The sequence below is a fragment of the Allosphingosinicella sp. genome (assembly GCF_036403745.1).
In the GTDB taxonomy this organism is placed as follows: Bacteria; Pseudomonadota; Alphaproteobacteria; order Sphingomonadales; family Sphingomonadaceae; genus Allosphingosinicella.
This window is the reverse complement of the sequence record NZ_DASWQI010000028.1, coordinates 17,784-39,120: the sequence shown is the minus strand read 5'-3', so window position 1 is coordinate 39,120 and position 21,337 is coordinate 17,784. Positions and strand designations below refer to the sequence as shown.

Sequence of the window (21,337 nt, the reverse complement as noted above, 5' to 3'; positions counted from 1 at the left end):
CAGACCTAAGCGCTCCCTCTTTGCCTTGGCAAGCCGAGACGGCTCACCAGCCATACCGGATTTCGGCGGTAAAGCTGCGCTGCGGGAAGGGGTGGAAGAGGTAGTATTTGCGGTTGGTGAAATTCTCGACACCCACCGCCCAGCGCCAGTGGCGGCCGACCGGGATGCTCGCTCGGGCGTCGAGTACCAGGTAGCTTTCGAAGCCTTGAAAGGTGTGGCCGACACGATCCGAATTGTCGATCGTGGCGAAGGCGCGGCTGGCGTAGCGGCCGGCGAGGGTGAAGGCGGTGTCGCCGGGGCCATGCCAGGTGGCGACGAGGGTGGCGCGGCGGCGGGGGACCTGCGGGAGCTGCTTGCCTTGCGCCGCCGGGAAGGCCGGGTCCCGGACCACCCTCGGGTCGGTTAGGGTGACGCTGCCGGAAAGGTCGAGCTGTGGGAGGACGATACCCCGCTGCTCGAAGGCCATCTCCAGCCCGCGGGTGCGGACGGCGGGGATGTTCTGGACGTAGCTGAACAGGGTCGGCGAGCCGGGGACCAGCGGCGCCGTCTGGCTGATCAGCGCGTCGCTTATGGCTTCGTTGAACACGGACAGGCGGATGTGACCGCCTTCGGTGCGGTGCTCCAGCGCCAGCTCTTCCGAGCGTGCGCGCTCGGGGCGGAGGTGCGGATCGGGGACGCTCAGCGTCGGGCCGGTGGTCACCGCCTGGTACAGCTCGGAGACGGTGGGGAAGCGGTAGGCCTGGCCGGCGGAGAGGGTGAGGGTCCAGTCCTTTGCCGGTTCGTAGCGCAGACTCGCCTTGGGGGAGAAGCCGGCGCGGGACAGCGCCGGCTGCACCACGGCCAGCGCCGGCGCGGCCGAGTAGTTGAGGCCGCCATAGGCCTTCCACCATTCATAACGCCCGCCGGCGGTGAGGCGGAGGCGGGGCGCTAGGTCCAGCGCCTGCTGCGCCCAGGCGGCCTCGGTGCGGGTATGCCCGCGCGCCGCCTGGACGACGGGGCCGTCAGCGCCGTGGAGCCAGTCTGCCGCGGCGTAGCGATTGCTTTTGAGCGTGAAGCGGTCGTGGTGGAGGCCGGCGCTGAAGCCGCCCCGCCGCGCCTCCAGGTCGAGCGTCTGCCAGCCGGTGCCGTCCATCCTGACGATGGAGCCGGGCCCGCCGCTTTGCGCCGCCGGCAGGGAATTGGACGGGATGCGCTGCACGTCCTTGTCGAAGCTGTAGACGGAGCCGATCGCCTGCCAGCTCCACTTGCCGGCGCTGCCCTCCAAGGTGAGGGCCTGCATCCAGTGCCGCTCGGCCAGGGTGTAGACGTTGCTGGAGAAGGCGCTCGCCGGGACCGTCGCCGGCGTGCCGCCGATGTTGAGCGTGCCCGAATAGGCTGGGCCGGAGAGATAGGTCTCGGCCGAGGCGGCGGTGTCGTTGAGGAAGAGCCCGCCGCGCCACGAGAGGCGGATGTGCGGCGTCAAGTCCCAGGCGATCTTCGCCTTGATCGTGTCCTGGCGCTGCGCCTCGATGCCGCCGGCGCCGATCACCCAGACGGGCGCGCCGGTGCGGCTGACGTCGGCATAGCCGCCCTGGACCGGGGTGCCGGCGCTTCCCGGCGCGCCACGTGCCACCGTCACCAGCGCCAGCGGCTGGGCGTGGCTGTCGAGATGGTCGGCGGCGAGCAACCAGCGCACGTCTCCGCTGCGGCCGCCGAGCGTGCCCGCCAGCTGATAGGCGGGATAGACGCCGTGGGTGCCGTAGAGGTCGAAGCGCTGGACGCTGGTGGCGGCCTTGAGCGAGCCTTCGAACCGGTCCGGCATCCGCGTCGTCACGTTCACGACCGCGCCGATCGAATTGCCCGGATATTGCGCTGCGAACGGGCCGTAGAGCACATCGACGCGGGCGATCTCCTCCGGCGAGATCATGCCCCAGCGCGGCGAGGCGTTGCCGTTATTGTTGCCGATCAGCGCCGAGAGCAGCACGCCGTCGACATAGATGAGGCTGCGGGCGCTGGCGCCGACGCCGGAGGTGCGGGTGGCGAGCGGGGCCTGGGTGTCGCCGACATGGCGTTTGCGCACCAGCAGGCTCGGCAAATAGCGCACCGCATCCTCCGGGTTGAGAAGGGCGGTGGTTTCGGCAAGCGCCTTGGCGTCGACGCTCTCGACCGTCGCCGGCGTTTCGCGGCGGCCGGTGACGATAATCGTCTCTTCGTGTCCGAGCGCGCCGGTCTGTGCGAGCGCGGGGGCGGGGAGCAACGCGCTCCCCAACAGGATCAGGCGCGCGGAAATGGGCGCGCGGCACGGCATGGCCATGAGAAATGTCGGTCCCCTGACGGTGAAGCGGGCGGCGCGCGGCGCCGCGGCGGCGTCAGGCGGGGACGGGGGGACCGGTGGCGGGAGGGGGCGGAGCCGCAGCGCCGGGTCGGACCGGGGCGGCGAGGGCAAACGAAGGCGCTGAAGGCGCGGCAGGCGCGGCGGATGGCGTTAGAAGCGGTGGCAGCGGCGGCAGCACGGGCGCCGCGAGGGCGGCGTACGGGCAGGGCGCCTCATGGTGCCGCGCCGGGTCGTGCTGCGGACCGTGGTGCCCGGCGTGCATCATCGGCATCGCCGCAGGCGGCGGGGGAGGCGCGTAGCCGTCGCACAGGACGAGGGCCGGCGCGCCGGCGGCGTCGGCGCCGATCATGAAGCCGGCCGGCACCAGCATGCGCAGCATCAGCGCGCCCAGGAGGAGCGCGAGGAGGCCGGGCCTCGGACTCGGGAAATGCCGCGTCACGCGCGGCGCCATAGCGGCGGCGGGGACGCACGCAAAGCGAAGCTTGCCGTCACGAGACGTGTTGATCGCCGCGCCCGCCCTGCTAATTTGCACGCCAACGAGGGGGAGCGCGATGTTCAAGAAGGGGGAATTGCGGATCACGACGGCGGTCTCGGCCGCCTTGCTCGCGGCAGGCTGCGGGCCGAAGTTCGACGCGAAGAACGGCTGGACCGCCGCCGAGAACACCGCCGTCTGCACCGACCCGCAGGGCAAGAGGGTCGACGACAGCTATTGCGACCGCCGCACCGCTTATGCGGGCGGGACCCATTACGCCTGGTATTATCTCGGCCGCGGCGGCTACGTCCCGGCCATGGGCGGGTGGGCGCGCGGCGGCAGCTACGCCGCGCCGGCCGGTTCCCACTTCACCCGGTCGGGGGTGAGCGCCGCCAGCATCGCCCGCGGCGGCTTCGGCTCGTCGGCACATTTCGCCGCGGGAACGGGCGGCTAATGGACCGCCGCACCCTTCGTCCCCGCGACGGCTGGCAGGCCAAGGTCGAGGCGCTCGGCCTCATCTGGCACACCACGCCGGACGGGCGCCCTTATTGGGACGAGAGCGCCTGCTACGCCTTTTCGCGCGCCGAGATCGGCGAGATCGAGAGCGCCACCGCCGAGCTCTACGGCCTGTTCCTGAAAGCCGGCCAGGCGATCCTCGACCGCGGCCTGCTCGGCCGCTTCGGCATTCCCGATTATGCCCACAAGGCGATCGGCGACATGTGGAACGAGGAGCCGCCGGCGCTCAATTACGGCCGGTTCGACTTCGGCTATGACGGCAAGGGCCCGCCCAAGCTGTTCGAGTTCAACTGCGACACGCCGACCTCTTTGCTCGAGGCGGCGGTGGTGCAATGGGACTGGAAGGAGGCGATGTTCCCCGGCCTCGACCAGTATAACAGCCTGCACGACAAGCTCGCCGCCAAGTGGAAGGATATCGCGCCTTCGTTCGAGGATTGCGTCCACTTCGCCCATATCGCCGACGATGCCGGGGAGGACACCGTGACCGTGTCCTACATGCGCGACCTCGCCGAGCAGGCGGGCCTGAAGACGGTGCCGATCCTGATGCACGACATCGGCTGGGACGGGCAGGGCTTCGCCGACCTCGAAGGCCGGCCGATGTCCGGCATCTACCATCTCTATCCCTGGGAATGGCTGGTGAACGAGGAGTTCGGCCGCAACGCCGTCGCCAGCATGGAGGAGACCGCCTGGATCGAGCCGATCTGGAAAATGATGTGGAGCAACAAGGCGGTGCTGCCCCTTTTGTGGGAGATGTTCCCGGACCATCCGAACCTGCTGCCGGCGAGCCATGACCCGCTGGGCGGCGACTATGTCCGCAAGCCTTTGCTGGCGCGGGAGGGGGCGAATATCGAGATCCGCCGCGGCGGCGCCACGGAGGCGTCGACCGACGGCGACTATGGCACCGAAGGCTTCGTCTACCAGGCGCTCTACCCGCTGCCCGGCGAAGGCGAGAACCGGCCCGTGATCGGCGCCTGGATCGTCGACGGCGAGCCGGCCGGGATGGGCATACGCGAAGACGGGCCGATCACCGGCAACACCGCACGTTTCATCCCGCATATCATCCAGGGCTGAGCGGCCGAAGCCTTTCGAAAGGTTGCGATTCTCGCCCGCCGCGCCCATCGTCGGGGGGAGGAGAGACAGACATGGACGGAGCGGGCTTGGCGATGGACCCGGGGGCGGGAACCTCCGCCTCGGCCGGCCTCCATCGCCGCATCTTCGAGGCCGCCGCGGTCGCCATCGCCCAGACCGCGCTCGACGGGCGGATCATCATGGTCAACCCCGCCTTCACCCGCCTCACCGGCTTTCCCGAAGCCGAACTGGTCGGCCTTGATTTTCGCGACCTCACCCACCCGGACGATCTCGGCCACAACCTCCCTTTGTACGAGGACCTGATTGCCGGGCGCTGCGATGTCTTCCGACTCGAGAAACGCTACCGGCGCAAGGGCGGCGGCCATGTCTGGGTGGCGGTCGAGGCGTCGGTGGTGCGCGACGGGGCGGGGCGGCCGGAGTTCATCGTCTGCGCGGCGGAATCGATCGAGGAGCGCAAGCGCGCCGAGGTCGCCCTCGCCGAGCGGGAGGCGCAGCTGCGCACGGTGTTCGACACCGTTCCGGTCGGGCTCGTCCTCGCCGAGTTGCCGTCCGGGCGGATCGTCGAGGGCAACCGCCATGTCGAGGCGATGCTGCGCCATCCCGTGCTGCCGTCGCCGGACATCCATTCCTACGGCGAATGGGTCGCCTTCCATGCCGACGGGCGGCGCGTGGAGAGCCACGAATATCCGCTCGCCCGCATGGTGCTGAACGGCGAGGAGGAGCCCTCGCTCGACGCCAATTACCGGCGCGGCGACGGCACGTTCTTCTGGGGCCGGGTGTCTGGCCGACCGGTACGCGACGCAGCGGGGAAGATGGTCGGCGGCGTCGTCGCCATCCTCGACATCGACAGCGAGCGGCGGGCGCGGGACGAGGTGGACCGGAAGGTGCACGGGCTGCAGAACCGGCTGATCCACGCGTCGCGGGTCAGCGCGATGGGGGCGATGGCCTCGGCGATGGCGCACGAGCTCAACCAGCCCTTGTCCGCGATCAGCAATTATCTGGAGGCGGCGGCGCGGTCGATCGAACGCTCGGGCGGCGGCGTCAACGGCGAAGTGCTGTTCGCCATCGAGGCTGCGGCGGGCTGCTCGATCCGGGCAGGCGACATCATCCGCCGTCTGCGGGCGATGCTGGTCCATGGCGATGCCCGCAAGGAGCCCGCTTTGGTCGTCGAACTGATCGCGGAGGCGCGGGCGCTGGCGCGGACGGGCGCACCGGATCTCGACGTCGAGTTCCGGCAGGACGTCAGCCCGGCGCTCGCCGTGCTCGGCGATCCGATCCAGATACAGCAGGTGCTCTTGAACCTGATGCGCAACGCCATGGAATCGATGCAGGGGAGCGCCACGCGCTGCCTGTGCGTCAGCGCCAAGCCGCGCGGCGACATGGTGGAGATCGTGGTGCGGGACAGCGGGCCGGGCATCGACCCCGCCGTGCGGGACATATTGTTCGAGCCGTTCAACTCGACGAAGGACGAGGGGATGGGCGTTGGCCTTTCCATCTGCCGCACCATCGTCGAGGCGCATGGCGGTCGCATCTGGAGCGACGGCGCCGGCGGCGACGGCAGCGGCACCGTCTTCCGCTTCACGCTGCCGAGCGTCGGGCGCGGCTGAAGCCGCCTTTTCCCATAAAATGAAAGGGCGGGCCCGGCGCTCGTGGGGGGAAAGCCGGACCCGCCCTGCAGTGGTCACGACCAGTGACGATCGTGATTATCGGCAATCTGGGTCAATCACCCGTTTCCGCGCAATACCGTGTCGAATACGGTATCGCCTCAGCGGGCGGCGCTGGTGACCAGGGCGATGACGTCCGACAGCCGCCGCGCGCCGAGGCGGCGCATCATCCGCGCGCGGTGCATCTCGACGGTACGATGGCTGAGATCGAGCTCCTGCGCGATTTCTTTGTTCGAATGACCCTTGGCGACGGCGGCGAGGATCTGCCTCTCGCGCGGCGTCAGCCGGTCGAGCCGCTCCCGGGCGTCCGCCAGGCCTCCTTCCTCCGCCTGCGCGTCGAGCATCTCGAACGCGCGGGACATGAGGGCGGAGAGTTCGGCATGGGGGAACGGCTTTTCGAGGAAATCGATCGCGCCCAGTTTCATCGCCTTGACCGCCAGCGGCACTTCGGCGTGACCCGTCATCATGATGACGGGCCAGCGTATCTCACGCTCCGCCAGCGCCTCGAGGAGCGCGATACCGTCCATCCCGGGCATTCGCACGTCGAGCAGGATCGGCCCCGGCTTCAGCTCGCCGAGGGCGTCGAGGAAATCGGGGGCGGAGAGGAACGGCCGCGCGTCGATCTCGTCTTCCTGGAGCAGCATGCGCAGCGACATGCGCATGTCCCGATCGTCGTCGATGACATAAGCGAGGCGCCCGGGCGCCGTGGCGGGCGCCGGGGATTGAGCAGTTTGGGAACGCGACATTGAGGTAAGCTAACAGCCTTTATGCGGTATTGGCCAGAATCTATTCAGTTCGCCGCGCCGCCTCCCCCGGCGGCAAACTCCCGCATCAGGGCGAGGAGACCGGCGGCGGCGCGGCGGCTGCGCGCAGGATCGGTCGCGCGACTGAGCAGCGGCCTGATCTGCCTGTCTACATAGAAGGACGGACCTGAATATGCCATGGTCCAATCGGGAAAATATCGCTCCTCCAAAGGATCGTCGGCGACGACGCATAGATTGCGGTGCCGCGGGTCGGCGCGGATCGAGGCCATGACGTCCTCGATCGCGGCCTTTTCCCCTTCAAGAACCTGCGCGAAATGGGTTCGCGTATAAATGAGCGCACCAGTCAAGGAGAGCTGTTCGTTGCGGCGACGTGCGACGGCGACCATGTGATCGACCTCCGCGGCGTCTTTCGGCCACGAAAGACAGCTCTCGCTGACATAGAGCAGACACCTGATCCCCATAGGAGTCCAATCTATTTCAGTCGGGAAAGCAGGTAGATAGAGCAGGCGCCGACCCGCGGCAACAGGCTTAGAAACGCTGTGAGCTGAACCAGCTGTCGATTTTCGGAACTAACTCGCGCGCGACTTTGGCGCGGGCGCGGATTTCCAGCGCCGCCTCTTCGCTCGTGTGCCAGTCGCTTCGCGGGATGTGGGCGCGGGCATAGGCCATCAGCTCGGCGGCGCGTTCGGCGCCGTGCGAATGCTCGGCGATCATCGGCATGAACATGAGCTCGGTCTCGCTGTCCTTCGGCATTTGCGCCTGGTGGGCGACGGCGTAGCGCCAGGCGGCGTCCGGGTGCCAGTTGGCGATATCGTCGACAAGCCAGGCCCCTTGACCGGAGAGCGCGTCCGGCCCCAGCGCGAAGGCGAGCGCCCGCTCGACCAGGCGCGGATCCTCGAAGCTTGTAAGGACGTGCGAGAGCATCTCGCGCTCCAGGCTGTCGCGCGAGCCGCGCAGCATCGCGAACAGGTGGTTGGCGGTGGCCGCGTCGGCCTGCATGGCGACGATGCGGAGCAGCGCCTCGCGCAGGTTCGGCGAAACGGAATCGGGCTCGGCGAGGAAGCGGGCGTAGCGGCGCATCGCTTCCGCCCGCACCTCCGGCTCGCCGAAGCGGGCGAGGAGGCGCAGCAGCAGCGCGCGGGTCAGCGGCATGTTGAACGATTCGCCGGCTCGCTCATCCCAGCCGACATGGGCGTAGAGGGGGCGGAGGAAGGCGCGGACGCTTCGGCGATAGGCGTCGCGTGCCGGCCCTTCGTCGTGGAGGAGGTCGATCTCCTCGAGAAGCTCGAGCGCCTGTCGCCACACACCCGGCTCGGCGTCGGCGGGAAGGCGGCGGAGAGTGTCGAGCAGGGGCGCGACCGGCTGGTACCCGGCCTCGGCGAGGGCCCAGCCGTCGTAGAGGAGGCCGAGCTGGTCGTCGGCGTCGAGCCTCGGCACGTCGCGGATCAGCGCCTGCAGCTCGGCTGGGCGATAGAGGGTGCGGGCGTAGGTGCGCTGGCGGGCGTTGACGACATAAGGCGGCGGCCCTTCCGGCGCGAAGAGCTGCGGGGCGGCGCCGCGGACCATCTCGATCCGCTCGCCCCCACCCGCGGCGCTGCGGACGGCGGTCGGCACCGAGAGGGTAAGCGGCCGCGCCTTGCCGTCCTCGGAGAAGCGGCCCTGGCGCAGGGTCAGGCGCCCGGCCGCCGCGGGGCCGGCCTCGATGAGAGGCACGCCGATCGTCCTCGTATAGCCCTCGGCAATGGCGCGGACCGGCTTGCCCGACGCCCGCTCGATCGCCGACCAGAAGTCGCCGCTCACCGCGTTCCCGTAAGCATGGGCCTTCATGTAGGCGCGGAGGCCCGCCCGGAAGGCGTCGGCGCCGGTGTAGCGCTCGACCAGCTGCACACTGCCCTGGCCCTTCTTGTAGGTGATCGAGTCGAACGTCTCCTCCGACTGCCCGACCGTTTCGATCGGCTGGACGACCGGGTGGCTCGACGTCTTGGCGTCCTCGCGCATCGCCGATTCGCGGTCGACCGCGCCGACCATCACCCACGGCCGCCAATCGGGGTGGAAAGTCTCCATCGCCTTCACCTCCATCCAGGAGGCGAAGCCTTCGTTGAGCCAGAGATCGTCCCACCAGCGCATGGTGACGAGGTTGCCGAACCATTGGTGCGCCATTTCGTGCGCCACCGTGTTGAAGGCGCCCTGCCGATCCTCGTTGGTGGAGAGGTGCGGGTCGACGAAGACGGTGTTTTGCGAATAGGCGACCGCCCCCCAATTCTCCATGGCGATGCCCGAGATGGTGCCCGGAGCGACGACGAGGTCGAGCTTGGGGAGCGGATAGGGCAGGCCGAAATAATCGTTGTAGAAGGGGAGGAGCTGCGCCGCCGCGTCGAGGGCGTAGCGGCAGCGCTCGGCATTGCCCTTGAGCGCGACGACGCCGATGTCGACGCCGGCGACGGTGCGGGAAAGCCGCTCGAAATCGCCCGCGGCGACAAAGGCGAGGTAGCTCGCCATGCGCGGCGATTGGCCGAACCGAACCCGCTTCATCCCGCCGGGCAGCGTTTCCGTCCGCGCGACGGGCATGTTCGAGACGGCCATCTGTGCGGCGGGGACGGTGATGTCGATCTTGTAGGTCGCCTTGAGCAGCGGCTCGTCCCACGACGGCATCAGCCACCGCGCGCCGGTCGGCTCGAAATTGGTCATCAAGGTGCGGTGCGGGCCGTCGCTGCCGACCGAATCCATCGCGAAGAAGCCGGACGTGGCGGTGTTGAGCTTCGCCCGGTAGGCGATTTCGACGACATGGCGGCCGCGGCCGAGCGTTGAGGAGGGTGTGAGGACAAGCCGCTCAGTCGCCGTCAGCAGCCGCGCCCGCGCCGGCCGCCGGTCGATGCGGACCCGCTCGATCGCCATGCCCGCGGCGTTGAGCGTCACCGTCCGCGCCGGCCCGTCCACCTCGATCGTGGCGCGCACCGTACCGGAGAAGCGCATGTGCGCCGCGTCGGGGCGGAGCGAGAGGGCGTAGGAAACGGGCCGCACGCTTGCCGGGAGGCCGCCGGGCGTGGTGGCGGCGGACGTCGGGCCGGCGAGAAGTGCCGCGATGGCGGCGAGCACCGCTAACGGGGCGAAGCGCACCGCCGGGTCAGGGCAGCGCGCGCGGCGTGCGCTCGCCGGGGGGAAGCGGCAGCTCCGGCGCCGTGGCATCCCGCGCGGCCGGCACGTGCGGATCCGGAACCGGGCTGTCGACCGGCTGCGGCTCGGCGGGAGCCGACAGCGGGGCCGGCTCGCCAGAAGGTCCCGCCAGCGCAGGCGTTGCCGCGGCCGGGTTGATGTCGAAGGCGTCGAAGGGGGCGGCGAGGGGGTGCTCGGCCATGATGCGGGCATTTTCCTCGCGCCATTTCTTCTCGAGCTCCTCGAGCTCGGACTGGCGCATCATCTCGTCGATGCCGGAGCGGAAGTGACTGGCCATGCCGCGCGCCTTGGCGACCCAGCGGCCGACCACCCGCATCACCTTGGGCAGGTCCTTGGGGCCGATGAAGACGAGCGCCACCACCGCCAGGATTAGCAGCTCGGACGGGGCGATATCGAACATTGGGAAGCGCCCTCAGGCGGGAGCGCGGGTCAGGGCTCGCGCGGTTCCGGGGCCTTGGCCGCCGGCTGCGGATCGGCGACCCGCTCGGCGGGCGGCACCTCGATCGTGCTGCCGTCCGGCAGCCGGCGCGGCGGCTCGGCGGCACGCGCGGCGGCGGCGCGATGCTCCTCGTCCTCCTCGGAGATGCCCTTCTTGAAGCTCTTCAGGCCCTTGGCGACATCGCCCATCATGTCGGAAAAGCGGCCCTTCCCGAACAGGAGGAGGAGCACGATCCCCATGATAAGCCAATGCCAGATGCTGAGGCCGCCCATTTCAAATCTCCAACACGTGTTGGAGCATACCTAGGCGTCTTCCTCGTCACTTTCCAGTTCGAGCTGTCCCATCCCGGCCATCGCCGCCTCGATGGGGTCGAGGAGGCCGGCGGCGCGGAGGTCGTCGATGCCGGGCAGGTCGCGCCGGCTCTCCAGGCCGAAATGGGCGAGGAAGGCGGTGGTGGTGGCGTAGGTGAGAGGGCGGCCCGGGACCTCGCGGCGGCCGGCGGGGCGGACCCAGCCCGCCTCCATCAGCACGTCCAGGGTGCCGCGCGAGATCTGGACGCCGCGGATGGCCTCGATCTCGGCCCGGCTGACCGGCTCGTGATAGGCGATGATGGCGAGCGTCTCGACCGCGGCCCGCGACAGCCGCCGCGGCTCCTCGCGCTCGCGGCGCAGGATATGGGCCATGTCGGGGGCGGTCTGGAAATGCCAGCGCCCGCCGCGTTCGACCAAATTGACGCCGCGGCCGGCATAATCAGCCTGCAGGGTGGCAAGGGCGGCGGCGACGTCCACCCCCAGCCCAACATGCTCCCCGAGATCGCCGACGCTGAGCGGCTCCGCTGCGGCGAACAGGGCGGCCTCGACGGCGCGAACGGCGTCGTCGGGCTCAATCATGCGGCGCGGATGTAGAGGGGGGCGAAGGGGGCCTTCTGGTCGAACTCGAGCTTGCCCTTGCGGGCGAGCTCCAGGGTGGCGACGAAGGAGGAGGCGAGGGCGGACCTGCGATATTCGCCGTCGGGGCTCTCGGGAAGGAAGCTCTCCAGCCGCGCCCAGTCGAGGCTGGCGCCGAGCAGGCGCTCGACCCGGAGCAGCGCCTCCTCCAGCGTCATCACCGGGCGCCGGGCGACGACGTGGACCGCGGGCTCGCTGCGGGCGCGGACGGCGCCGTAGGCGGCGATGAGGTCGTAGAGTTCGGCCTGCCAGGCCGCCTTGCGGATCACCCGCAGTCCCTCCGGCGCGGCGCGAAGAAAGACGTCGCGGCCGATGCGGTCGCGGGCGATGAGGCGGGCGCCGGCCTCGCGCATTGCCGACAGGCGCTGCAGGCGCAGTTGGAGGCGGAGCGCCAGCTCCTCCGGGCTCGGGTCCGCGGTCGGGTCCTTGGGCAGGAGCAGGCAGGATTTGAGGTAAGCGAGCCACGCCGCCATGACGAGATAGTCGGCGGCGATCTCCAGCTTCAGCTTCTTCGCGTCGGCGATGAAGGCGAGATATTGCTCGACCAGGGCGAGGATCGAGATCTTTGCGAGATCGACCTTCTGCGAGCGCGCCAGGGTGAGGAGTAGGTCGAGGGGGCCTTCCCAGCCGTCTATGTCGAGCGTCAGCCGGTCCGCCTCGCGCACCTGCGGCGCGTCCTCGAACAGGGATTCGGTGGGGTCCATAGCGCGAGATTAATCCTGCGCCGCCGCGATGCGAAGCGGTTTTAAGACTTCGGCGTCAGGCGCAGAAGCCGACCGCCGCTGCCGCGGCCGCCGTCTTCGAGAACGTAGAGGGCGCCGTCGGGCCCTTCCGCGACATCGCGCAGGCGGGTGGCGAAATCCCACATCTCGGCCTTGCGGGCGACGGCGCCGTTCACCGCGACGCGGAGCAGGCCCTTACCGGAGAGGGCGGCGATGAAGGCGGAGCCCCGCCACTGCGGGAACAGCTTGCCGGAATAGAAGATCATGCCGCCGGGCGAAATGGACGGGTTCCACCAGAGGGCGGGCGGCTGCAGGTCCGGGCGGGTCGCGTGGCGGGGGATGGGGGTGCCGTCGTAATTGTCGCCCTGGCTGACCAGCGGCCAGCCGTAATTGCGGCTCGGCTCGATGAGGTTCATCTCGTCGCCGCCACGGGGCCCCATCTCCTCGGACCAGAGCCGGCCGTCGGGGGCGAAGGCGAGGCCGTAGGGATTGCGGTGGCCGCTCGACCAGGTCTCGGCCGGGGCGAGGTTCGGGGAGGGCGCGGGCTCCGCACGGCCGCGGGTCTGCTTGGCGATCTCGGTGTTTTCGGGCGGATCGGTGACGTAGACGGTCGCCGCGCCCGTCTTGCCCGCGCCCGGATTGCCCGGAGCAGGCTTGCCGTCGAGGGTGAGGCGCAGGATCTTGCCGAGCGCCTGGTTCGGGTCCTGCGCGGGGGTGAAGCGCTGGCGCTCGCCCGAACTCAGGAAGAGATATCGACCGTCCGCCGAGAAGGCGATGATCGCGCCGAACTGGCCGCCCTTGCCGCGCGGCAGCTGGCGCCAGAGCACGGTGACGCCGTCGAGCCGGGCGCCGCTGGACGCGGCGACGAGCCGGCCGCCGGCCAGGGCAAGGCCGCTGCCGCCTTCGCCGGGTTCGGAATAGGTGATGTAGACGAGGCCGGAGCGGGCGTAATCGGGGGCCGGCGCGACGTCGAGGAGGCCGCCCTGGCCGCCCGCTGCGACGGCGGGGATGCCGGAGACGTCGACGACGCGGCCGTCGGTCTCGCGCAGCTTCAGCCGGCCCGCCACTTCGGTGACGAGAGCGCGGCCATCGGGGAGGAAGGCGATCGCCCAGGGATGGTCGAACGTGCCGACCGGCTGGACCTGGAACGGCGCGGCGGCGAGCGGTGTCCGCGGTTGCGCGCCGTCGGCGGTCGCTGCCGCCACCGCGCTGCCGCCACCGCTGCCGCCCGCGCTGCAGCTGAGCAAGGCGAGGACGGGAAGAAGGGTGTAGCGAAGGGCGCGCATCGGGGATCTCCGGTCGGTGTCGGTTCGGTAACGCCGCCGGCGCGATTCAGAGCCCGGGAAGGTGCATTCTGAAGCTGTAGGTGAGCGCCAGGCCGCCGGAGAGATCGTCGCGGCGTCCGTAGCGGCGGACGAGCGGTGAGCGGCCGGCATCGTCGATCAGCCGGTCGTAGCCGGCATAAGCGTAGACGCCCCAGGGGCCGCCGAGCTTCTGGCTGATGGTGGAGGAGATGCCGGCGGCGTAGATGCCGGCGCCGGGCGTGTAGACCGGCAGGCCGGTCGCCAGCGCCGCCCCCGGGGTCACGCCGAAATAGGCGCGCTGGTAGCGGCCGTCGGACAGGCGGAGGCGCGGGCCGACCGAAAAGACGGTCGCGTCGCCGGCGGTGCGGAGGATCGCGTCCGCGCTGAGGTCGAGGACCGCACCTTTGTGGCCGCCGATACCCTGGCGCCCTTCCGCGCGGACGCGGAAGGAGTCGCCGAGCATCGCCTGGATGAAGCCGCCTGCCTCGACGGTAAAGCCGACGCCGGGCACGCCAGCGGGAACGTCGCGGCCGGCGCGGCGGCTGGACTGCAGCTGGACGGCGGGGCCGATATCGATCGCGCTGTTGCGGCTGAGCAGGCCGAAGCCGATCCCCTGATCGGCGGCCCTGAATCGCATCGGCTCGCCGGGCCGGTCGAGCAGGAAGCGCGGCAGCGGAATGAGCTCCCGGTTGCGCGCACCGGGATAGCGGGGGACGGTCTGGACCCCAGCGCCGACGGTGGCGATGCGGACGTCGCTCCCCTCCTGCGCAAGGGCGCTGGTGCCCGCGAGGGCGGCGACGGCCGCGGCGGCGGCAACGGTCAAGAGCCTCATCGCGCTTCTATGGCATCCCGGCGGCCTTCGCGAAAGCCGTTCCTTGTGCGGTGGCGCGGCGCCGGCGAATCGGGCTTGCCGTAGCGGCCTCGACCGCGAATCGGCCTGGCTGCCGCCGATTCGGCCCTGTCCCGGCCAAACGCGCGAAACCATTGTGCGCCGCTGCGTCCTCGGCGATAAACGGCGACGCCATGACCCCGAACCGTCTCGACAGGCTTACCGAGCAGCAGCGCATCTGCCTGCGGCACGTCTATGCCCACAAGACCTCGAAGGAAATCGCGCCGCTGCTCGGTATCGAGCCCGGATCGGTCGACCAGCATATCAAGGCCGCGATGAAGACGCTGGGAGTGGCCGAGCGGCGGACGGCCGCGCGGCTCCTCGCCGAGTATGAGGATCTCTCGGCAGAGCAGGCGCAGGCGCCCCCAATGTCTATCCAACCATTGGTATACCAATCGCCGGACATTGCCCCGATGCTCGATCCGGCCACAATGGGCGGGCCGATCGAGAGCGGGCCACAGCGACACTTCGGGTTGCCCGGCCATACGATGCGGGAGGAGCAGGCAGGCTTCTCCTTCGTCCGGCCGGGAGGGGCTCCCACGCTTCCGCTCTCGATCGGCAACAACAGGCCTAGTGACCTCAATTGGGTCCTGAGGCTGGTCTGGATCGTGGCGATCGCCATCGGGGTGGCGGTTGCGTTCGGGGGACTGGTCTCGGGTGTGGAAGCCTTGGTTCGACTGACCAGGCACTAGGTCGACGCGAAATCTTCGAAACACGAATTCCGTGGGCGGAGACGCGCCGCGGAAAGGGAGACCTTATGCTCAAGCAACGTCGGGACGCGGCCATGAAGATCGCAGCGAGCCTCTGGGCCGCGGAGGACGCGATCGACGCGGCGCTGGCCAAGGCCGCGGAATTCAACGGAACGCTGGTCACCGCCCGCTCCGAAGCCAATCTGTCGGCGATCGTCGGCCAGGATGCCTTCGAAGTCTCGGCCTCGGCTTTCGCCGCACTTGCCAAGGCACGCGCCGATATCGTCGAGGCGCACCGGCGTCTCAGCCAGACGAAGATCCAGGTCGGGCTGCGCAGCCTCGCCACCGGTGACGACCAGAAGTCACCGACCGGCATGGCAGAGCCGCATCTCATGGCGGTGGCCTGATGGATGGGGGCCGAGCGGTATTGACGCGCGGCCCGGAGCAGCGTCTCGGAAGGTCATGCATTATACCAACTGGTATTTCCGTTTCTTCCTCATCCTCTGCTGCGGCTACGCGTGGTGGAAGGGCGGAGGACCCGAGCGCGGCGCCGCTGCCATCTATTTCGCAGGCGTCGTCTTCACGCACCTCGCACAAGACCTGTCGGGTACGTGGTGGAGCAGCGTGGAAGCAGGTGTGTTCGGCGTGGACGTCGCGGTGCTTTGCGGGCTCTTCGCAGTGGCGCTCATGGCAGAGAGATTCTGGCCACTATGGCTGACGGCTTTGCATTTGCTCGGAACGGCGGGCCATGTGGTGAAGATGGCGGATCCTTCGCTGATCCGGTGGGGCTATGCCTTCATCATCGCGGTGTGGAGCTATCCGATGCTGGCGCTGATCCTGTTCGGGACCTGGAATCACCAGCGGCGCCTGGCACGGTTCGGTGCCGACAGATCCTGGTCGACCTTCTCCGCCCGTTCGGACCGGATGCCCGCAGGTCGGCCGACCGGCTGATCGGGACGTTCGGATCGCTCGGAAGCGTACTCGCGGCGGGTTCCGAAGCACAGGCGAGGATCCTGGGCAGGCAATCCGCGGCGGTGCAGCACCTCGGCACGATCCGCGAAGCGATGCTCCACGCGCTACGCTGCGATGCGTTCGCCGGCCCCGTGCTTGGGGATTCCGAAGCCCTCCTCACCTATCTCACCTTCGACATGGCGCACCTGCCGACCGAGCGGCTGCGGATATTGTATCTGAACTCCGCGAACCGCCTGCTGTGCGACGACACCGGCCCCGAAGGGTCGGTCAACGCCGCCCCGGTTCTGCCGCGGGCGATCATGCGTCGCGCAGTGCAAGTCGGCGCGACAGCATTGATCCTGGTCCACAACCATCCTTCCGGGGATCCCGCGCCCAGCCGGGAAGATGTCGAAGCGACGCGGAGGATCGCCGAGGCCGCACGCACCCTCGACATCTGCATCCATGATCATGTCATCGTCGCCGGCGCCAGCTGGACCAGCTTCCGTGCCCTCGGCCTGTTGCGCGCGGCGGCGTAACTCCGGGACGCAGTGCAGGCGGCCGTGCTGAGTTTGATGTTCCGAGCTCGGGCCTGCCTGCCGGAACTCCTCCGCGGGACGGCGCGCTGTGCTGTCGCGAAAGGAGATTTTTGCGATGGCTAACCTGTTCGGGGCCCTGATCGGCGCGGCGATCGACCGCCGCGACGGCGACAGCGGCATCAAGGGCGCGATCATCGGCACCGTGGCCGAAGGCACGATCAAAGTGCTCGCGCCGATCGTCGCCACCTACGCCCTCGGCTGGGCCGTCCAATATGGCGTCCGCAAGGCGTGGCACGCGGTCGCGGGCGAGGACCCGGTCGACGAGGACGGGCGGCTACGGACGACTTGAACAGACGCGCGGGGCTCCGCTGCCGCACGTGCCGAATGGCCGCCTCGCGGGAAGCGGGAGAGATCGCCACGGTAGAGTTCACGAATTTTATGGCGTAGGTAAAACTCTGCGTGAAGGCCGGATGAAGTCCTGACGAGTCTTCGCGCAAAGCAATACATACTCTTCCGAAAAACAAACTTGACATCGCGCTGATCCGGCGTGCAGCTTGCCTTTTCCTAAGTTGAGCTGAGGGGCGGTCGAGATGGCTTTTCCAACTAGCGTAAACGACCAGATCACGGATTCCGTCACGCAGGCGAATACGAAGGTGCTCGGCGATGCGCCTGCTATCGCCATGGGCAATCTCTTCCAGGCGACTGCACAGGCGCTCGCCAATGCCGCCCACAACGCCACCAACGCGCAGCAGCAGAGCTACGTCACCGCGCAAGCGGCGACGACCATGGGCGTTGCCACCCTCTATTCGCTCGACACGGCCTCAGGCGGAATCGCGACTGAGGATATCCTCAACGCCGGAGACACCCTCCAGTCGGGCGGAGGATCGGGCCCCTCTGCGGCCTAGCCGAACCGACTGCCTCGTGAGGGGGGGGACGACCCGCCGTCACACCGCCCGTATTGAAGGTACCCCGACGATGGCATTCCCGACCTCCGTGAACAGTCAGATCACCGATTCGATCACCCAAGCCGACGTTCAGGTTCTGGGCGTCGCGCCTGCCATGGCAATGGGCAACCTCTATCAGGCAGTCGCACAGGCGCTCGCCAATGCGGCGCACAATGCGACCGCCGCCCAACAGCAGATGTACATCACCGCGCAGGCGGCGACGACGGCGGGGGTCGCCCAGATCTACGCTTCGGTTGCGTCCGCGCGCCAGGAACGCGCGCCCTACGGCCTGGTGTAGCCTAAGCTATGGCCGACGCGTCGAACCAGGATGCGCCGCCTCCCGATACGGCGGAGGCGCCCGATGCGAATTTCGAGGGCAACAGCATCAACGATCAGGTGACGGATGCGGTCGCCGAGGTCACCGCCCTCGCTGAGGGTCTCGGCCCTTCGACGGCCGCGGCGATGCTCGGCGTCATGGGGGCGGACAGCATCGCGCTGGCCATGTTGAACGCCGTTGCGCGCCAGCAAGCGGATGCGACGATCGCCTCCGCTGCGCTTGCGGCCGCCTGCGCGCGAATCGCGGGCACCTCGCCGCCCCGCGGCAACACGCCCCCGGCCAGTGCTGCGCAGTTCGTCGCCGCTACCGAAGCGCAGGCGGTGAGCGCGGTCATGCTGCTCAAGAGTCAGGCGGATCACGGCGGCGAACTGGCACAGGCGGCCCGGGAGTCGCTCGCGCGGATTGCAGCCTGCGCCGCGCCGCCCCCGCGGCCGAAGCGGGCACCCGGCGGCAAAGGCGCGGGCGCGGCCGCATGAGCGAGACCGTGGATCCAGCCGTCATAGACGTGGTCAACCAGTCGCAGTCCGCGACTATGAGCCACCAGACGGAGCTAACATCGGGCGCAGGCAAGGCCTACCACGCGGTCGCCGCGTCCGCCGCGCTCGCGATCCAGGACGCCGTCGACAGGCTTCGCCAGACCGGCACCCTCGCCACCTCCGCCTCGGGGATCGCGCTCGCGCAGTTTCTGGCGAGCGGCGACCCGCGCTATCTGGAGGCGCTGGGGCCAATTCAGGCGATGATGGAGAAAGCCGTCGGGAACGCCGCCTCCGTCTGTGCCGCGATGTCGATTGCCGTTCGGGAGTTTCCGGCGGGCTAGGCGGTCGGGGCGTCGAGCCCGGCCGGAGAGGAGGCGAAAATGGCGAAGTCTGGGCAGGGTTCGGAAAGCGGTGCCGCCGCCTCAAGGAAACCCGCCGCGCGACGCAAGCCGAAGGCCGCCACCGCAACGCCGCCTCCGCGCGCCGCCCCAGCGAACGCCGCGGCGGAGGCCGCCTTCGCTGCCGCGCATCCGCAGGCGAGCGAGGCGATGCGCGCGGCTCAGGACGCGGCAAGCAAGGCGGTGAGCGCCGCTCACGAGGAGGCCAGGCTCGCAATGCTTGCCGCTCAGGAGGAAGTGCAGCGTGCGGTGGCTGCCGCACACAGCACCGTAGCGCAGGCCGTCGCCGCTGCGACGGGGCGACCTCAGTCGAGCCAGGACCCGTAGGCGGTTCGCGGGCGCTCGTCGCTCACATCGTCCCTGTAGGCTGCCGGCCAAGGTGCATTCCCGCTTGCCGATCATCCGGCTGCTGCCTATATGCGCAACACCTCCTCGACATCGTTAGACGTTGAGGCTGGTCCCGGGGACGGGGCCGGCGCGGAGGGGTTTTGCTTGAGGAAGGGCCTTGGTGGCGGACATCGCCGAGCTGTCGAAACTGATCGCGCCCGCGGCCGAGGCCGAAGGGCTGAAGCTCGTGCGAGTCAAGATGGTCGGCGGCACGTCCGACCCGACGCTGCAGGTGATGGCCGAGGATCCAAAGACTCGCCAGCTCACGCTCGACGAGTGCGCGCGGCTGTCGCGGCGCCTCTCGGACATCCTCGACGAAGCCGATCCGATTGAGCATGCCTATCGGCTCGAAGTCAGCTCTCCGGGCATCGACCGGCCGCTGACGCGCGTCACCGATTTCGGCGATTGGAAGGGCCATGAGGCGCGTATCGTGCTTGCCGAGAAGCTCGACGGGCGCAAGGTGTTCAGCGGCAATCTGCTGGGCACCGAGGGCGACACCGTGCTCATCGAGGTCCCCGTCCAGGGGGCGATCGGGCTTCCGTTCGCCGCCATCCAATCCGCCAAGCTGGTCATGACTGACCGGCTGATCGCCGCGACCGCGCCGCTGTCCGCCGACGGCGCCGACGAGATTTTTGAAACCGAACCGACCGAACAGATCGAACAGACCGAGGAAGACTGACCATGGCCACCAATCTCAGCGCCGGCACTGCCCCCGTCGCCTCCGCGAACAAGGCGGAGCTCATCGCCATCGCCGACGCGGTCGCGCGCGAGAAACTGATCGACAAGGGCATTGTCATCGAGGCGATGGAGGATGCGATCCAGCGCGCCGCCCGGGCCCGCTACGGCGCCGAGAACGACATCCGCGCCAAGCTCGACCCGGTCTCGGGCGACCTCAGGCTGTGGCGCGTCGTCGAGGTGTGCGAGCAGGTCGACGATTATTTCAAGCAGGTCAGCCTCGAGGATGCGCAGAAGCTGCAGCCCGGCGCGGTCGTCGGCGACTATATCGTCGATCCGCTGCCGCCGATCGAATTCGGCCGCATCGCCGCGCAGGCCGCCAAGCAGGTCATCTTCCAGAAGGTCCGCGACGCCGAGCGCGAGCGGCAATATGAAGAGTTCAAGGACCGCGTCGGCGAGGTCATCACCGGCGTCGTCAAGCGCGTCGAGTTCGGCCACGTCGTCGTCGACCTCGGCCGGGCCGAGGGCGTCATCCGCCGCGACCAGCAGATCCCGCGCGAGGTCGTCCGCGTCGGCGACCGCGTCCGTTCGCTGATCCTCAAGGTCGCGCGCGAGAATCGCGGGCCGCAGATCTTCCTCAGCCGCGCACACCCCGATTTCATGAAGAAGCTGTTCGCGCAGGAAGTGCCCGAGATTTACGACGGCATCATCGAGATCAAGGCCGCCGCCCGCGACCCGGGCAGCCGCGCCAAGATCGGCGTCATCAGCTACGACAGCTCGATCGATCCGGTCGGCGCCTGCGTCGGCATGAAGGGCAGCCGCGTCCAGGCCGTCGTCCAGGAGCTCCAGGGCGAGAAGATCGACATCATCCCCTGGTCCGAGGATCTCGCCACCTTCGTCGTCAACGGCCTGCAGCCGGCGACGGTGAGCCGCGTCGTCATCGACGAGGAGGAGAGCCGGATCGAAGTGGTGGTCCCCGACGACCAGCTTTCGCTCGCCATCGGCCGCCGCGGCCAGAACGTGCGGCTCGCCTCGCAGCTGACCGGCTCGGCGATCGACATCATGACCGAGGCCGACGCCAGCGAGAAGCGCCAGCGCGAGTTCATCGAGCGCTCGACCATGTTCCAGGAGGAACTGGACGTCGACGAGACGCTGGCCCAGCTGCTCGTCGCCGAAGGCTTCGGCGCGCTCGAGGAAGTCGCCTACGTGCAACCGGACGAGATCGCTTCCATCGAGGGCTTCGACGACGATCTCGCCACCGAGTTGCAGAGCCGTGCGGCGGAAGCGCTCGAGCGGCGCGAGGCGGCGGCCCGCGAGGAACGCCGCGCCCTCGGCGTCGAGGATGCGCTCGCCGAGATGCCGTATCTGACGGAAGCGATGCTGGTGACGCTCGGCAAGGCGAACATCAAGACGCTCGACGACCTCGCCGACCTTGCCACCGACGAGCTCGTCGCGAAGAAGCGGCCCGAGCAGCGCCGCCAGCGCGAGCCGAACAACCGGCCCGAGGACAAGGGCGGGATCCTCGCCGAATATGGCCTGAGCGACGATCAGGGCAACGAGATCATCATGGCCGCCCGCGCGCATTGGTTCGAGGACGAAGAGCCCAAGGGGGAGGACGCGCTTGCGGAAACCTCCCAATGAGCCGGTAAG

26 protein-coding genes are annotated in these 21,337 nt (G+C 69.1%); 15 read left to right on the top strand and 11 right to left on the bottom strand.

All coding sequences use genetic code 11. From position 1 onward, the window contains the following. Positions 1-43 precede the first annotated feature (43 nt). Both VGC56_RS03285 and VGC56_RS03280 read right to left on the bottom strand, forming a co-directional pair. Entirely contained in the window at positions 44-2,293 is a 2,250-nt protein-coding gene (locus VGC56_RS03285; protein WP_464123271.1) for a TonB-dependent receptor, read from the bottom strand. A 55-nt stretch (positions 2,294-2,348) separates the two neighbouring features. Beyond that, positions 2,349-2,753, bottom strand: coding sequence for a hypothetical protein (locus tag VGC56_RS03280; RefSeq protein WP_464123270.1), 405 nt, complete (start codon positions 2,751-2,753; stop codon positions 2,349-2,351). Between the two features lie 112 nt (positions 2,754-2,865). Between VGC56_RS03280 and VGC56_RS03275 the strand changes: the two genes are divergently transcribed. The 3 genes from VGC56_RS03275 (at position 2,866) to VGC56_RS03265 (ending at position 5,998) form a co-directional block, all read left to right on the top strand. After that, positions 2,866-3,240 (top strand): hypothetical protein, encoded by a 375-nt coding sequence (locus tag VGC56_RS03275; protein WP_464123269.1) that lies wholly within the window; start codon positions 2,866-2,868, stop codon positions 3,238-3,240. Continuing rightward, the gene (locus VGC56_RS03270) at positions 3,240-4,373 is read left to right on the top strand and encodes a glutathionylspermidine synthase family protein (RefSeq protein ID WP_464123268.1); all 1,134 of its coding nucleotides are present in this window, start codon (positions 3,240-3,242) and stop codon (positions 4,371-4,373) included. Before VGC56_RS03275 ends, VGC56_RS03270 begins: the two co-directional genes overlap by 1 nt. A gap of 71 nt (positions 4,374-4,444) precedes the next feature. After that, the gene (locus VGC56_RS03265; protein ID WP_464123267.1) at positions 4,445-5,998 is read left to right on the top strand and encodes a PAS domain-containing sensor histidine kinase; all 1,554 of its coding nucleotides are present in this window, start codon (positions 4,445-4,447) and stop codon (positions 5,996-5,998) included. 158 nt (positions 5,999-6,156) lie between these two features. Here the strand turns inward: VGC56_RS03265 and VGC56_RS03260 are convergent, their stop codons facing one another. The 9 genes from VGC56_RS03260 to VGC56_RS03220 all read right to left on the bottom strand — a co-directional run bounded on the left by VGC56_RS03260 (position 6,157) and on the right by VGC56_RS03220 (position 14,237). After that, entirely contained in the window at positions 6,157-6,801 is a 645-nt protein-coding gene (locus VGC56_RS03260; RefSeq protein WP_464123266.1) for a response regulator transcription factor, read from the bottom strand. A 44-nt stretch (positions 6,802-6,845) separates the two neighbouring features. After that, positions 6,846-7,280 (bottom strand): BLUF domain-containing protein, encoded by a 435-nt coding sequence (locus VGC56_RS03255; RefSeq protein ID WP_464123265.1) that lies wholly within the window; start codon positions 7,278-7,280, stop codon positions 6,846-6,848. Between the two features lie 67 nt (positions 7,281-7,347). Further along, entirely contained in the window at positions 7,348-9,936 is a 2,589-nt protein-coding gene (locus VGC56_RS03250; RefSeq protein ID WP_464123264.1) for a M1 family metallopeptidase, read from the bottom strand. A 7-nt stretch (positions 9,937-9,943) separates the two neighbouring features. Next, positions 9,944-10,393: a Sec-independent protein translocase protein TatB gene (gene tatB / locus VGC56_RS03245; protein ID WP_464123263.1), complete on the bottom strand. Its 450-nt coding sequence runs from the start codon at positions 10,391-10,393 to the stop codon at positions 9,944-9,946. 29 nt (positions 10,394-10,422) lie between these two features. Continuing rightward, positions 10,423-10,704, bottom strand: coding sequence for a twin-arginine translocase TatA/TatE family subunit (locus VGC56_RS03240; protein WP_464123262.1), 282 nt, complete (start codon positions 10,702-10,704; stop codon positions 10,423-10,425). A gap of 30 nt (positions 10,705-10,734) precedes the next feature. Then, positions 10,735-11,322 (bottom strand): SMC-Scp complex subunit ScpB, encoded by a 588-nt coding sequence (gene scpB / locus VGC56_RS03235; protein WP_464123261.1) that lies wholly within the window; start codon positions 11,320-11,322, stop codon positions 10,735-10,737. Then, complete coding sequence (locus tag VGC56_RS03230) at positions 11,319-12,083, bottom strand: segregation and condensation protein A (RefSeq protein WP_464123260.1); 765 nt, start codon at positions 12,081-12,083, stop codon at positions 11,319-11,321. Before VGC56_RS03230 ends, scpB begins: the two co-directional genes overlap by 4 nt. A gap of 41 nt (positions 12,084-12,124) precedes the next feature. Then, a complete protein-coding gene (locus VGC56_RS03225) occupies positions 12,125-13,387 on the bottom strand; it encodes a PQQ-dependent sugar dehydrogenase (RefSeq protein WP_464123259.1) in 1,263 nt (420 codons plus the stop codon). A 46-nt stretch (positions 13,388-13,433) separates the two neighbouring features. Next, positions 13,434-14,237 carry a MipA/OmpV family protein gene (locus VGC56_RS03220; protein WP_464123258.1) on the bottom strand — a complete coding sequence of 268 codons (804 nt, stop codon included), beginning with the start codon at positions 14,235-14,237 and terminating at the stop codon, positions 13,434-13,436. 191 nt (positions 14,238-14,428) lie between these two features. Between VGC56_RS03220 and VGC56_RS03215 the strand changes: the two genes are divergently transcribed. The 12 genes from VGC56_RS03215 (at position 14,429) to nusA (ending at position 21,328) form a co-directional block, all read left to right on the top strand. Next, complete coding sequence (locus tag VGC56_RS03215; protein ID WP_464123256.1) at positions 14,429-14,986, top strand: helix-turn-helix domain-containing protein; 558 nt, start codon at positions 14,429-14,431, stop codon at positions 14,984-14,986. A 92-nt stretch (positions 14,987-15,078) separates the two neighbouring features. Then, complete coding sequence (locus tag VGC56_RS03210) at positions 15,079-15,390, top strand: hypothetical protein (RefSeq protein ID WP_464123255.1); 312 nt, start codon at positions 15,079-15,081, stop codon at positions 15,388-15,390. 55 nt (positions 15,391-15,445) lie between these two features. Then, a complete protein-coding gene (locus tag VGC56_RS03205; protein ID WP_464123254.1) occupies positions 15,446-15,934 on the top strand; it encodes a hypothetical protein in 489 nt (162 codons plus the stop codon). After that, positions 15,832-16,470: a JAB domain-containing protein gene (locus VGC56_RS03200; protein WP_464123380.1), complete on the top strand. Its 639-nt coding sequence runs from the start codon at positions 15,832-15,834 to the stop codon at positions 16,468-16,470. The genes VGC56_RS03205 and VGC56_RS03200 overlap by 103 nt, the downstream gene beginning before the upstream one ends. Before the next feature lie 115 nt (positions 16,471-16,585). Then, positions 16,586-16,819 carry a hypothetical protein gene (locus VGC56_RS03195; RefSeq protein WP_464123253.1) on the top strand — a complete coding sequence of 78 codons (234 nt, stop codon included), beginning with the start codon at positions 16,586-16,588 and terminating at the stop codon, positions 16,817-16,819. Between the two features lie 241 nt (positions 16,820-17,060). Continuing rightward, positions 17,061-17,375: a RebB family R body protein gene (locus VGC56_RS03190; RefSeq protein ID WP_464123252.1), complete on the top strand. Its 315-nt coding sequence runs from the start codon at positions 17,061-17,063 to the stop codon at positions 17,373-17,375. Positions 17,376-17,463: 88 nt separating this feature from the next. After that, entirely contained in the window at positions 17,464-17,712 is a 249-nt protein-coding gene (locus VGC56_RS03185; protein WP_464123251.1) for a RebB family R body protein, read from the top strand. Positions 17,713-17,720: 8 nt separating this feature from the next. Continuing rightward, positions 17,721-18,227 (top strand): RebB family R body protein, encoded by a 507-nt coding sequence (locus tag VGC56_RS03180; RefSeq protein ID WP_464123250.1) that lies wholly within the window; start codon positions 17,721-17,723, stop codon positions 18,225-18,227. Further along, the gene (locus tag VGC56_RS03175) at positions 18,224-18,568 is read left to right on the top strand and encodes a hypothetical protein (protein ID WP_464123249.1); all 345 of its coding nucleotides are present in this window, start codon (positions 18,224-18,226) and stop codon (positions 18,566-18,568) included. The genes VGC56_RS03180 and VGC56_RS03175 overlap by 4 nt, the downstream gene beginning before the upstream one ends. A gap of 39 nt (positions 18,569-18,607) precedes the next feature. After that, positions 18,608-18,952, top strand: coding sequence for a hypothetical protein (locus VGC56_RS03170; protein WP_464123248.1), 345 nt, complete (start codon positions 18,608-18,610; stop codon positions 18,950-18,952). A 181-nt stretch (positions 18,953-19,133) separates the two neighbouring features. Continuing rightward, complete coding sequence (gene rimP / locus VGC56_RS03165) at positions 19,134-19,691, top strand: ribosome maturation protein RimP (protein ID WP_464123247.1); 558 nt, start codon at positions 19,134-19,136, stop codon at positions 19,689-19,691. 2 nt (positions 19,692-19,693) lie between these two features. Further along, a complete protein-coding gene (gene nusA / locus VGC56_RS03160; RefSeq protein WP_464123246.1) occupies positions 19,694-21,328 on the top strand; it encodes a transcription termination factor NusA in 1,635 nt (544 codons plus the stop codon). Positions 21,329-21,337: the final 9 nt, after the last annotated feature.